The sequence below is a fragment of the Nonomuraea sp. NPDC049400 genome (genome assembly GCF_044466425.1).
Lineage (GTDB): Bacteria > Actinomycetota > Actinomycetes > Streptosporangiales > Streptosporangiaceae > Nonomuraea.
Genome location: NZ_JBITMP010000009.1, coordinates 187,832 through 200,093 on the forward strand (window position 1 = coordinate 187,832; position 12,262 = coordinate 200,093).

At 70.8% G+C, this 12,262-nt stretch carries 14 protein-coding genes; 9 read left to right on the forward strand and 5 right to left on the reverse strand.

The window, feature by feature from the left end; genetic code table 11:
• Positions 1 to 29: 29 nt before the first annotated feature.
• A complete protein-coding gene (locus ACIBVN_RS16245; protein ID WP_397136970.1) occupies positions 30 to 731 on the forward strand; it encodes a hypothetical protein in 702 nt (233 codons plus the stop codon).
• 50 nt (positions 732 to 781) lie between these two features.
• A complete protein-coding gene (locus ACIBVN_RS16250; RefSeq protein ID WP_397136972.1) occupies positions 782 to 1,564 on the forward strand; it encodes an FAD:protein FMN transferase in 783 nt (260 codons plus the stop codon).
• 96 nt (positions 1,565 to 1,660) lie between these two features.
• On the opposite strand, the gene ACIBVN_RS16255 is transcribed toward ACIBVN_RS16250, so the two are convergent.
• Complete coding sequence (locus ACIBVN_RS16255) at positions 1,661 to 1,936, reverse strand: hypothetical protein (RefSeq protein ID WP_349455159.1); 276 nt, start codon at positions 1,934 to 1,936, stop codon at positions 1,661 to 1,663.
• A 133-nt stretch (positions 1,937 to 2,069) separates the two neighbouring features.
• Between ACIBVN_RS16255 and ACIBVN_RS16260 the strand changes: the two genes are divergently transcribed.
• Positions 2,070 to 2,450, forward strand: a complete 381-nt coding sequence (locus tag ACIBVN_RS16260) for a phage holin family protein (protein ID WP_397136974.1) — start codon at positions 2,070 to 2,072, stop codon at positions 2,448 to 2,450.
• A gap of 7 nt (positions 2,451 to 2,457) precedes the next feature.
• Entirely contained in the window at positions 2,458 to 3,792 is a 1,335-nt protein-coding gene (locus ACIBVN_RS16265) for an aromatic amino acid lyase (protein ID WP_397136975.1), read from the forward strand.
• Between the two features lie 246 nt (positions 3,793 to 4,038).
• Here ACIBVN_RS16265 and ACIBVN_RS16270 read toward each other — a convergent pair whose 3' ends face one another.
• Complete coding sequence (locus ACIBVN_RS16270) at positions 4,039 to 5,028, reverse strand: LacI family DNA-binding transcriptional regulator (protein ID WP_397136977.1); 990 nt, start codon at positions 5,026 to 5,028, stop codon at positions 4,039 to 4,041.
• Between the two features lie 199 nt (positions 5,029 to 5,227).
• On the opposite strand from ACIBVN_RS16270, the gene ACIBVN_RS16275 reads away from it, so the two are divergent.
• Positions 5,228 to 6,148 (forward strand): amidohydrolase, encoded by a 921-nt coding sequence (locus ACIBVN_RS16275; RefSeq protein ID WP_397136979.1) that lies wholly within the window; start codon positions 5,228 to 5,230, stop codon positions 6,146 to 6,148.
• A complete protein-coding gene (locus ACIBVN_RS16280; protein ID WP_397136981.1) occupies positions 6,145 to 6,678 on the forward strand; it encodes a cysteine dioxygenase in 534 nt (177 codons plus the stop codon). Before ACIBVN_RS16275 ends, ACIBVN_RS16280 begins: the two co-directional genes overlap by 4 nt.
• On the opposite strand, the gene ACIBVN_RS16285 is transcribed toward ACIBVN_RS16280, so the two are convergent.
• On the reverse strand, positions 6,647 to 7,315 hold the full coding sequence (locus ACIBVN_RS16285; protein ID WP_397136982.1) for a hypothetical protein: 669 nt from the start codon (positions 7,313 to 7,315) through the stop codon (positions 6,647 to 6,649). The two genes, ACIBVN_RS16280 and ACIBVN_RS16285, sit on opposite strands and share 32 nt — an antisense overlap.
• Positions 7,316 to 7,327: 12 nt before the next feature.
• Entirely contained in the window at positions 7,328 to 8,500 is a 1,173-nt protein-coding gene (locus ACIBVN_RS16290) for a CynX/NimT family MFS transporter (RefSeq protein ID WP_397136984.1), read from the reverse strand.
• Between the two features lie 68 nt (positions 8,501 to 8,568).
• On the opposite strand from ACIBVN_RS16290, the gene ACIBVN_RS16295 reads away from it, so the two are divergent.
• On the forward strand, positions 8,569 to 9,555 hold the full coding sequence (locus tag ACIBVN_RS16295) for a LacI family DNA-binding transcriptional regulator (protein WP_397136986.1): 987 nt from the start codon (positions 8,569 to 8,571) through the stop codon (positions 9,553 to 9,555).
• A gap of 3 nt (positions 9,556 to 9,558) precedes the next feature.
• On the opposite strand, the gene ACIBVN_RS16300 is transcribed toward ACIBVN_RS16295, so the two are convergent.
• Positions 9,559 to 9,870: a hypothetical protein gene (locus ACIBVN_RS16300; RefSeq protein WP_397136988.1), complete on the reverse strand. Its 312-nt coding sequence runs from the start codon at positions 9,868 to 9,870 to the stop codon at positions 9,559 to 9,561.
• A gap of 202 nt (positions 9,871 to 10,072) precedes the next feature.
• Here ACIBVN_RS16300 and ACIBVN_RS16305 point away from each other — a divergent pair, with 202 nt between their 5' ends.
• A complete protein-coding gene (locus ACIBVN_RS16305) occupies positions 10,073 to 11,038 on the forward strand; it encodes a sugar-binding transcriptional regulator (RefSeq protein WP_397136990.1) in 966 nt (321 codons plus the stop codon).
• Between the two features lie 134 nt (positions 11,039 to 11,172).
• Positions 11,173 to 12,261, forward strand: a complete 1,089-nt coding sequence (locus ACIBVN_RS16310) for a sugar ABC transporter substrate-binding protein (protein ID WP_397136992.1) — start codon at positions 11,173 to 11,175, stop codon at positions 12,259 to 12,261.
• Position 12,262 lies beyond the last annotated feature (1 nt).

Consider the following 12,262-nt stretch of genomic DNA (forward strand, 5'->3'; position numbering starts at 1 on the left):
TTTCATGTTCGTTCAGCATCGTGATAGCCATGGCTAGCGAGGCGAATGCGAACCCGGGTCCCGTCCTCTTCTGGTGCGGTGTCGCGGTAGCCGAGTTCGGCGCGATCCAACCGGGTTTCGGCTACCCGTGGCGGCCGACCGCCTACGCCGCGGCGGCGCTGCTCGTCGCCCTCGGCTTTCTCACCGTCAAGGCCGCCGACTACCTGCGCACCGAGGAGGCCAGGCAGCGACTGCGGCTCGGCGGCTATCTCGCCGGCGCGCTGCTGGTGGCCCACGAGTTCAGCTCCACGGCGTACGTGACCGAGCTCAGCCGCGCGGGCTCGCTCATCCTGTACGCGACGGCGGCCGTCATGGCGGTCCGCAGCCACCGGGTGCCCGCCACGACCAGGCCGACCCTGCTGATCGCCGCCGGCCTCGACCCGGCCGCCCTGCGGACTCGACTGGACGGCGTGACCGACACCGTGGCCGTTTACCGGATCGAGCGCGCCACCGACGAGCTGCGCGACCTGGAGGCCCGCTACGGCCTCATCCTCGTCGAGGGCGCGGAGCACGACCCCCGGGCCAAGGAGCGCCTGAGCGCCTCGGGCCTCAGCCGTGAGATTCCCGACATCGCCGAGCGCGAGGTGGTGGTGGCCGGTCCACGGCAGTTCAAGAGGTACGTACGCGGGGCGTTGTCACGCCTTGCTGTGCCGAGATCACAGATTCATTTCAAATCACAGCAAAAGGTTTAGGTCCACATTACGCCTCATCTGCAACGGTGGGCTGCGGACAAGGAGGCAAGGTGACGACTTTCCCCGGAAGCGCCCGTGTCGAGATGGTCATGGGCATGCCGGTCAGTGTGGACATCCGCACCGCTCTCCCGGCGCGCGAGCTGGTCCCCCTGCTGGATGACGCATTCTCCTGGCTGAGATGGGTGGACGACACCTTCAGCCCGGTCAGGGAGGACAGCCAGATCGGCCGGCTCAACCGCGGGCAGACGATCAGGCAGGTCCCCGAGCTCATCGAGGTCCTCCACCGCTGCGACGAGCTCAGCGAGGCCACCAACGGCTATTTCGAGCCCCGCATCAACGGCGTCATCGACCCGTCCGGCTACATCAAGGGCTGGGCGCTCGAGCGGCTCTCCCGTGCCCTGGTCAATGCGGGCGCGGGCGACCACCGCATCAGCGCGGGCGACGACATACGGGTGCGCGGCTCGGCCGCCCCCGGCAAACGCTGGCGCGTCGGCATCCGCGACCCGCGCAAGGACAAGGACGTGGTGCGCAAGGTCGTCCTCGCCCACGACCTGGGCATCGCCACCTCCGGCGGCACGCCCGTGGTCAATCCGCACACCGGGCAGGTCGAGGAGGGCCTCGGCTCGGTCACGGTGATCGGCCCCGACCTCGGCCTGGCCGACGCGTACGCCACCGCCGTCTACGCCATGGGGCCCATCCTGGCCAGGCGCTTCGCGGCCGAGCTGGCGGCGGCGGGGCCGTACCAGACGATGATCATCACTCGCGATGGACAGGAGATCAGCACGCCCGGCTTCGCCCGCTACAGCGGCGCGGAAGCCCGCCTCGCGGGCTGACCGCCGCAGCTTCAAGTGAGCCGGTCGCGATCGAGTGGCTACGGAGGGTGGCACGCATGGCGATGGGTGTCGCATCCTCAGCCTTCGCTCGCACGCTCAGGCGTCCGGATGTTTCCGCAAATACTCTATGTAGATCGGGCGCAGCGCCTCGCCCAGCTCTCCCTCGCCGGAGGCGATGGCGTCGCTGAGCAGCGCGGAGACCCTGCTGAGGTCGTTGGCGGTCTCTGAACCATGACCGCTGGCGGCCTCGGCGGCCGGGATCACCTTCAGCAGGTCCCAGAGAAACCCCAGGTCCCCGTGGCGTACGGCGTAACGCACCGCCCGATCGTGCAACTCATCGGCCGGCAACGACTCGAGCCCGTTCGCGTCCATCTCGCTCCCTCCCCTCGACGCCCCTTCCCGAGTTGGGCCGACGATAACCGGTGACTACCCTCGGTAACCGCGGGGAATCGTAGTGGCCGCGCCACTATCGAATTGCCGATCTCAAGTGGGAGGATCAACCAGCGTGAGATTCATCATCAGAACAATCGCGGCCGCGGTGGCCCTCTGGGTCGCCGTGCAGTTCCTCGACGGCATCGAGGTGAACGCCCCGGCCAACTCGGTCAAATACTGGGGCGTCCTCCTGATCGTGGCGTTGATCTTCGGCCTCGTGAACGCGATCGTCAAGCCCATCGTCAAGGCACTCGGGTGCGCGATCGTCGTCCTTACCCTCGGCCTGTTCCTGCTAGTCATCAACGCGGCCATGCTGCTGCTGACGAGCTGGATCGCGGGCCAGCTCGACATCCCCTTCCACGTCGACAACTTCTACCCGGCCGCGTTCTGGGGCGCGATCATCGTCAGCGTCGTGAGCTGGCTGCTGGGCCTCATCCTTCCCGACGGCGACTGAACCCCACGTGGAGCTCGACGGTGCCGGCCTGACCTGCGCGCAGGTGCACGAGGCCGCGTACGGCGGGGCCCGGGTCACGATCGCCTCTCTGGATCGGGCCCGGGCCGCGTGGGCCACCGCTCAGGAGCTCAAGGGCCCCGTGTACGGGCGGAGCACCGGCGTGGGCGCCAACAGGGGCGTACTCGTCGAAGAGCCCGGCCTCGACCTGCTCCGCAGCCATGTGTGCGGCGCCGGCCCGCTGATCCCGCCCGCCCGCGCCAGGGCCATGCTCGTGGTCCGGCTCAACCAGCTCCTCGCGGGCGGCTCCGGCATAGACCCGGCCGTGCTCCCGGTGCTGGCCGACGCGATCAACGGCGGCTTCACCCCGCCGATCCACACGTACGGCGCCATCGGCACCGGCGACCTCACGGCCCTGGCCACCACCGCCCTGTGCCTGCTGGGCGAGCTCCCCTGGCACCACGAACTCTCGCCATCCCCTCCTGACCAGCCCCGCTTCCCGCTCGCCTCCGGGGACGCGCTGCCGTTCATCAGCTCGGGGGCCGCCACGCTCGCCGACGCCGCCATCGCCTGCCACCGCCTCCGCCACCTGCTGGAGGCCGCCATCGACGTCGCCGCCATGTCGTTCACCGCCGTGCACGCCTCGGCGGAGCCGCTGGCCGCCGCCGTGCAGGAGGCCCGTCCCCAACCCGGCCAGGCCGCCGTGGCGGCACGCCTGCGCGGCCTGCTCGCCCAAGGTCTTGGGACCCGCGTGCAGGACCCGTACGGGTACCGGGCCTTCGCCCAGGTGCACGGCGCCGCCGTGGACGCCCTCGGCCGGGCGGGCGCCGCGGTCGAGACCGACCTCAACGCCGCCACCGAGAACCCCCTCATCTCCGGCTCCCTGGCCTGGCACAACGGCAACTTCCACGCGGCGCCGGTGTCCCTGGCGCTCGACTCGCTGCGGGCCGCGCTCGTACAGACGGCCCAGCTCAGCGCCGCCCGCCTGGCCACCCTCATGGACCCCGCCTACACCGGCCACCACCCCTTCCTGGCCGACCGCCCTGGCGCCTCGGGGCTGCTGATCCTGGAGTACGTGGCGCAGGACGCCCTGGCCGAGCTCCGCCACCTCGCCAACCCCGTGACGACGGGCACGGCGGTGATCTCCCTGGGCACGGAGGACCACGCCGGCTTCGCCACCCAGGCCGCCCGCCACGCCCTTCGCTGCCTGGAGCCCTTGGAGATCGTCCTGGCCTGCGAGCACACGGCCGCGACCCGCGCCCTGCACGGCCCCACCCCGGACCGCCCCCTCACCACCGACCTCACCGCCTCCCGCCGCGCCCTGTCACTCCCCCCATCCACCTGACGTTTTGGGGAACGCCCCTGGCCCCGACGCCGCCCGGACGCGCGCACGGCACTCACCGCGGACGCGCGCACGGCACGGCACCATGCGACGCCTGCTACGGCGGCCGATGTCGCGTCCTACGCCCCCGGGACGCGCCCCCGAGGTGCCCCTCGCTGGACGACGCGCCCGCCTTTCCAGCGCCGGTGCGGCGAGACGAGGCACGGCGGTGCCCGGCGCACGCTGCGCCCCCGAAGCGGCGAGCCCCCGTCACCCCACCCGGGCGACCGACCCTCGTTCCCTGAGTGTGGGCGCCTGGACGACGCGCCGTCGTCGGGTGCCGCCGTCGGCCGCCGCCGAGATGAGCCGGACCGCGGCCCGGACGATCCCGTCGATGTCCCAATCGACGGTCGTGAGCGCGGGCGTGAGCAGCCCCGACATCGGGTGGTCGTCATACCCCATGACCGACACGTCACCGGGAACGGACAGCCCAAGCTCCTGAGCGGCCGCGTAAACCCCGTAAGCGATCGAGTCGGCGAAGCAGAACACCGCGCTCGGCCTCCGCGCGGTCAGCAGGTCGCGGGCGGCCGAGGTGGCGCCGGCCAGCCCGTGAGGGGCGGTGACGACCTCGATGTCCAGCCCCAGCCGCTCGCCCTCCGCCGTGACGTGCAGGTCGGCGGGCCGGTCAGGCGTGCTCGCCCTGGTCGAGGTGAGGACCGTGACGCGGCGGTGACCGAGGTCGCGCAGATGCTCCAGGGCCATCGTCACACCGCGCCGGTTGTCGAAGACGACCTCCCCGGCCGTGCCCGCGATCGAGTCGCCGATCGCGACCACCGGCAGCGACTCGCACAGCTCGGCCCAGAACGCCGCCGCCGGGTCGATCGGCTGGACGATCAGGCCGTCAACGCGCTGGTCGCGGAGCCGCTGGGCGAAGGCGCGCTCGCGGGCGGGGTCGCCGACCGCATCGAGGATCAGGGCATAACGGTCTTTCTCCCGCAGACCCCTGCTGATGCCGACCGCCAGGGACTGCTGCCAGAGGTCCTCCAGCGAGCCGCACAGCAGGCCGATCATGCCGGTGCGCCCGCTGGCCAGGGCCCTGGCGATGGGGTCGGCCTCGTAGCCGAGCTCGGCCGCCGCGGCACGCACCCGCTCCATGGTCTCCTCGGACACCTGCAGGCCGCGCAGCGCATAGGAGACGGCCGCGGGTGACAGGCCCGTGGCCTGAGCCACCTCCCGGATCGTGGCTCTCTTTCGAGGCATTCAGCCAGCCTATTCGGTGACACCGACAGAACCACAGTTTCCGCCACGGGCCTGTCGTCCGGCCGCTTCCCCGAGCCGTTGACAAGCGGCATGTGAAGCGGTTCACTGAAGCGTATCACTGAAACGGTTCACAGGAGCCGTTGCCCAGAACAGCCGATTAACATGTAATCTTAGTAGGGAATAGAGGAAGGAGGAGGCCGTGAGCGTCGACGTCCATCAGCATGTGTGGACCCGCCCGTTCGTCGATGCCCTGCGCGCCCGCACCTCCCCTCCCTACGTCGACGGCTGGACGCTGATCCTCGACGGCGAACCCCCGTACGAGATCGACCCCGACGACCGCAGGGACACCACCGGCCTGGAGCTGGCGCTGGTGTCGATGTCGAGCCCGCTCGGCATCGAGTCCCTGCCGCCCGAGGAGGCGTGGCCGCTGATCGACGCCTACCACGAGGGCGCGCTCGCGCTGGGCGAGCCGTTCGGGGCCTGGGCGTCCACGTGCCTCAGCGAGCCCGACCCCGACCGCCTGGCCAAGGACCTCGACCGCGGCTGGGACGGATCCGCGGCGAAGCCAGGACCTCCGGCCCGGCACGCCGAGCGGAGCCCGGCCAGGAAGCTGGTCGGACTGCAGATCCCGGCGACGGCCGTACCGGACGACCGGCTGCTCGAGGTGCTGACGGACAGGGACCTGCCGCTGTTCGTCCACCCGGGGCCCGCCGCCGCGGCCCCCGGCACGCCGCCGTGGTGGCCCGCCGTGGTGCCGTACGTGCAGCAGTTGCACGCCGCGTGGCACTACTTCCACGCCGTGGTACGGCCCAGACACCCCAGGCTGCGCGTCTGCTTCGCGGCGCTCGCGGGCCTGGCCCCGCTGCACTCCGAGCGCCTGATCGCCAGGGGCGGCGGCACCCGCGGCCTGGTCGACCCGGACTTCTTCGTGGAGACCTCCTCCTACGGCCCGCGCGCGATCGACGCGATCGTCCGCGAGCTGGGCATCGACGTCGTCGTCAACGGCTCCGACGCCCCCTACGCCAAAGCACCCGAGCCCGGGCTCGGCGCGGCCGCCGGCCACGCCATCCGGGTCGTGAACCCCCGTCGTCTGCTTTTCAGAAGGGAGACTCGTACGTGAACACGAACCAGATCAAGGACGGGGGGACCTGCGCCCAGCTACCTGAGCGCACCCTCGACCGCCGCGAGCTGCGCGAGCTGGTGAACGAGCTGGCCGCCCACCCCGAGGAGTGGCGCGACCAGGTGTCCTTCCCGGAAGAGGGCGGAAGGCACTACGCCTCCCTCTACCGCGACGCGTACGTGGACGTCTGGCTCCTGTGCTGGCGCCCCGAGGACGACACAGGCTGGCACGACCACGACATCTCCTCGGGAGCCGTCCACGTGGTGCAGGGCGCGCTGCTGGAGTGCAACCCACGCATCGGCGGCGAGCACCTGGAGACCGTGGTCTCGGAGGGCCAGTCGTTCTCGTTCGGGCCCGACCACATACACCGGCTCAACGGCGCGATCGACGGCAGCGTCTCCATCCACGCCTACTCGCCGCCGCTGTGGCGGCTCGGCCAGTACTCGATCGACGACACCGGCGTCATGCGCCGCGTCTCCGTGAGCTACGCCGACGAGCTCAGGCCGCTGGACGAGGCCGTGGTGGCCTGAGCACGCAGCAGCTTCCGCAGGGCTCGACATCGGGCAGTGTGATCCACAGGCAGCAGGTCCTGCGGAAATAGCCGTCGCCGGCGGGCTCGATCAGCCCGTCGACCGGCGCGCCGATCTCCTTCAGCAGCCGCAGGTAGTCGCCGGGCACGATCGAGGTCAGCGGGTGGGCGAACGCCTCCGCCGTGGAACCCCACAGCGTGCGCTCGCCCACCTTCGCCACCGCCTCGATGGCCTTCACCAGCGGCCGCTGCGACTCGGCGAGCGCCTCACCGATCACGTGGGCGCCGGAGCCCCAGCTCACGCGCGTCGCCGCGACCGTCACCCCGGCGTCCGACACCTTGAAGTACGTGTCCGCCAGCCGCATGATCGGCACCCGCCCGTCCAGCGCCCACCCGAGCGCCATGGGCAGCGTGTGCCAGTAGCTGTAGGTCTTCCAGAACAGCGCCGCGCCGACGTGGCGTGGCGCGTTCCAGCGCGCGGCCGTCTGGTCGATCAGCTCGATGAGCAGCGCGTACGGCTCCCGCAGCAGCTCCGTGACCGGCGTCCAGCTCTCGTCGGGCTCGATGACCAGGTCAGGCTCGACCCCGATGACCCCGCCCCGCCCGTCGGCAAGACGCTGGAGCGCCTCGGTCAGCACGCTGGAACCTCCCTATAGGTTAGCCTTGCCTAAGGTAGCAGGCCGTCCCGCGAACCACCCAGCCGCGATCTGGAGGACGAGCACCCCCAGCCCCACGGTCAGCGGCACCGACCAGCCGCCGGAGACCTGCCTGAGGAACCCGAACAGCAGCGGCCCCAGGGCCGCGATCACGTACCCCACGGACTGCGCCACGGCCGACAGCGCGGTCACGGCGGCCGGATCGGCGGGCCGCAGCGCGATGATCAGCAGTGCCAGCGCGAACGAGGCTCCCTGGCCGATCCCCAGCACGATCATCCACAGCCACGGGGCGGTCGCGGGGGCCAGCAGCACGCCGAGGTAGCCAAGGACGGTCAGCACCCCGGCGCCGACCACGTACGACACCTGCGACTCCCGCCTGCCGGCCAGCACGGGGACCGCGAGCGAGGCGGCCACCTGGACGAGGTTCGTCAGGCTGAGCAGGTATCCCGCCTGGTCGGCGGGGAGCCCGGCCTCCAGGAAGATCGTCGGCAGCCAGGCCAGCATGACGTAGAAGGTCAGCGACTGCAGGCCCATGAGCCCGGTCACGTACCAGGTCACGCGGCTCCTGAGCACCGCGCCGAACGGCCTGGGCCCGTTCTGGTCGCCGCCCTGCTTGCGCAGCGCCTGGGGCAGCCAGAGCAGCGTGGCCAGCAGTGCCGGCACGGCGAGCAGCGCGGAGACGCCGCGCCAGCCGTACCCGGTGGCGTGCTCGACGGGGATGACCAGCCCGGAGGCGAGGGTGGCGCCGGCCACCACCGAGGCGACGTACACGCCGGTCATGAGGTTGACCCGGGTGGGGAAGTGCTGCTTGACGACGGCGGGCATGGAGACGTTCATGACGGCTATCGCCGTGGCGGCGAGGGCGGAGCCGAGGTAGAGCACGGGCGCGCCGTCGAGGCCGCGCAGCGTCACGCCCGCCGCGATGACGAGCAGGCCGGCCAGCAGCGTGCGATCCAGCCCCAAGCGCCGCGCGAGCAGCGGCGTGACCGGCCCGAACACGCCCAGGCAGACCACCATGACCGTGGTGACCGCGCCGCCGCCGGCGGGCGAGAGGCCCACGTCTTTCATGATCTCGTCGAGGAGCGGGGAGACGCCCGCGATGGCGGGGCGCAGGTTGAGCGCGGCCAGTACGAACCCGGCGACCAGCACGGCAGATCTCAACGACATAGAGGACCACTCTCGCATAACGCCCTGACAACGTTGTCTACCAGGTCGGAGTGAGACATGATCCTGCCGTGAGACCGACGATGAAGGACGTCGCCTCGGCCGCGGGCGTGGCGCTCAAGACAGTCTCGCGCGTCGTGAACGGCGAGCCCGGCGTCCACCCGGCCACGGCCGAGCGGGTGCGCGCGGCCATCGACCGGCTGGGCTACACCCGCAACGAGAGCGCGAGGGTGCTGCGCAGCGGCAGGACCGCCACGATCGGGCTGGTCATCGAGGACGTGGCGGACCCGTTCTACTCGGGTCTGAGCCGGGCCGTCGAGGACGTCGTCATCGAGCACGGCTGCCTGCTGCTGAGCGGCTCATCCGGCGAGGAGCCGGGCAGGGAGCGGGAACTGGTCGAGACGTTCTGCGCGCGCCGGGTGGACGGGCTGATCGTGGTGCCCGCCGGCGAGGACCACACCTACCTGCGTCCCGAGTTGGAGGCCGGTACGCCGGTGGTGTTCGCGGACCGGCCGCCGGGGGCGGGGATCGACGTGGACACGGTGCTCGCCGACAACGCGGGCGGCGCCATGGAGGCGATCCGCCACCTCATGAGCCACGGCCACCGCAGGATCGCCTTCCTCGGGGACGCTCCGGGGATCTTCACCGCCGCCGAACGGCTCAAGGGCTACCGCGAGGCGCTCGGCGGGCTGTTCGACGAGCGGCTGGTGTCGATGCGGCCACCCGCGCTGGAGGCGGTGCGCGCGGACCTGGCCCGCATGTTCGCACTGGACGATCCGCCGTCCGCGCTGTTCACCGGCAACGGCCGCTACACCGTGACTGCTCTGCGCGCGCTCGACGGGCAGCGGGTGGCGCTGGTGGGGTTCGACGACTTCGAGCTGGCCGACCTGCTGCATCCGCGGGTGAGTGTGGTGGCGCAGGACCCGGCGTGGATGGGCCGGGTGGCGGCCGAGCTGCTCTTCCGCCGCCTGCGCGGCGACGCGGGCCCGCCCGAGCACATCGAACTGCCGGTACGCCTCATCGCCCGCGGTTCCGGCGAGCTGCTCGCACCCCCGTGATCCTCAGGCGAGCTGCTCCTCCACGCCCACGGTGCCGGCGCCGGCACTGTCGCAGGATCCCTGGGACTGCCCGTAGCCGCCAGGCGGCAGCGTCACCCACTCGCCCAGGACGTCGAGCGAGCGCCGGCAGACCACCACGGCGCGGAACATCCAGGTCTCGCCCGTGGGGTTGCTGCACGCGGCGACGCCGAGGGCGCTGCCCTCTTCTTGCACGACCGTGTCGCACTTGAGGACCCTGGCCACCGCGGGGGCAGGCGGCGCCATGCCCGCGGCCACGAGCCCGATGGCCGCCGCGACGAACATCCCTTTGGACACTGTCCCTCCTCACTCGTGACCGCTACTTTGCGCAGTCAATCGTAAGCGAAGAGTGAGAGTGACGCCTAGGTGGACCGCTGAACACGGCCCCGCTTAGGTGCGGACTGCGCTACCTGTGGTGGACCGCTGAACGCGGCCCACCATATAGTCGTTTGCGCATCAGTTCAGAAAAAATGTTCACGCAACGTACAGGAGCGCGCGCATGAATGCCGCCGACGTCGCACCGGAGACGCAGGCCAGGTTCCCCCTGGAGCTGATGTACGCGGCGGCCCAGCAGTACTACATGGAAGAGGCCACCCAGGGCGACATCGCCAAGCGGCTCGGCGTCTCCAGAGCGACGGTGAGCCGGCTGCTGACCGAGGCCCGCAAGCAGGGCATCGTCGAGATCAAGGTGCACAGGCCGGCCACACTCCGGGACGGCCCGCTGGCCGCCGAGGTGGCGGAGGCACTCCAGCTGCAGCGCGTCTACCTGGTCCCCAAGGTCAGCGGCCCCACTCTGGGCCCGTGGCTGGCCCCCGCCGTGGCCCGCGCGCTGGCGGGGGTCGGGCTGGAGTCAGGCGACGTCGTGCTCGTCTCGTCGGGCACCACGGTCTACGAGTGCGCCCGCGAAGGGCTCGGCCACTACCCCGGGGTCACGATCGCCCCCGCGGTGGGCGGCCAGGAGGAGCCGCAGCCCTGGTTCCAGACCAACGAGACCACCCGCATCCTGGCCGAACGCGTCGGCGGCGTGCCCGCCTACCTCTACGCGCCCGCGCTGCCCGGTCCCGAGCTGTTCTACTCGCTCCAGCACGAGCCGTCCGTACGCCGGGTCATGGACCTGTGGGCGCACGCCAAGTGCGCCATCATCGGCGTCGGCTCGGCCCCGCTGATGCGGCAGATGATGCCCGCCCTCATGCCGCGCGACGCCGACAGCCTGCGCCATGCCGTCGGCGACGTGTGCATGCGCGTCTACGACCGGGACGGCGAGCCGATCACGTACCCCGGCAGCGAGCGCCTGGTCGCCACCAAGGTCGAGGAGCTGCGCCGCATCCCGGCCACCATCGCGGTCGCGGTGGGCGCCGAGAAGGTGCTGTCCATCGTCGCGGGCGCCAAGGGCGGCTACTTCAACCAGCTCGTCACAGACGTCCCCACCGCGGAGGGCCTGGTGGCGGCCACGCGCCAAGTCTGAACATCTTTGCTGGACAAAGTTTCAGAAGGCACGCTACCGTGAGCCGCACCACAGGATGTGCCCTTTTGTGAGGGCCATGTCCTGTTTCGGGGGCAGTGCGTCATGAATCCCGGTAGCAAGTGAGGAACAAACCCGTGAACAGAGCGAAGATGCGGACCTCCACGTTCGCCGCAGTGGCAGTGCTCGCTGGCTCGGCGCTGGCCGCGTGCGGCTCCGGCGCCGGCTCCAGCGGCGGGAACACCAGTGGTGGCGGCGCCGTCGAGAACGCCAAGGTGGCCTTCCTCATGCCCGACCTGGCCTCCACCCGGTACGAGCTGCAGGACAAGCCGCTGTTCGAGGCCAAGATGAAGCAGCTCTGCCCGACCTGCCAGGTCATCTACCAGAACGCCGACTCCGACGCCGCCAAGCAGCAGCAGCAGGCCAACTCCGCGCTCGCCCAGGGCGTCAAGGCCATCGTGATCGACCCGGTCGACTCCGCCGCCGCGGCCACCATCGTCAAGTCGGCCCAGTCGCAGCAGGTGCCGGTCATCGCCTACGACCGGCCGGTCCCGGCCACGCCCGCCGACTACTACATCTCGTTCGACAACGAGAAGATCGGCCAGATGATCGCCCAGTCCCTGGTCGACCACCTCAAGAAGGAGAACGCCAAGGGCGGCATCCTCCAGGTCAACGGCTCCCCCACGGACGCGGCGGCCGGTCTGATCAAGAAGGGCATCCACAGCGCGGTCGACCCGAGCGGCTTCAAGCTGCTGGCCGAGTACGACACCCCCGACTGGCAGCCGGAGAAGGCGCAGACCTGGGTCAGCGGCCAGATCACGCAGTTCAAGGACCAGATCGTGGGCGTCGTCGCGGCCAACGACGGCACCGGCGGCGGCTCGATCGCCGCGTTCAAGGCCGCCGGCGTGAAGGTGCCCCCGGTCACCGGCAACGACGCCGAGGTCGCCGCCGCGCAGCGCATCATCGCGGGCGACCAGTACAACACCATCTCCAAGCCGATCAAGATCGTGGCCGAGGCCGCGGCGAACACGGCCTGGGAGTTCATGCAGGGCAAGAAGCCCGCAGGTAAGACCACGCTCTACAACACCCCCTCCGAGCTGTTCGTCCCCACGGTCGTGACCAAGGAGAACATCAAGGAGGTGCTGTTCGACAGCGGCATCATGAAGGCCGCCGACGTCTGCACCGGCGAGTACGCCAAGGGCTGCGAAGAGCTCGGCATCAAGTAGG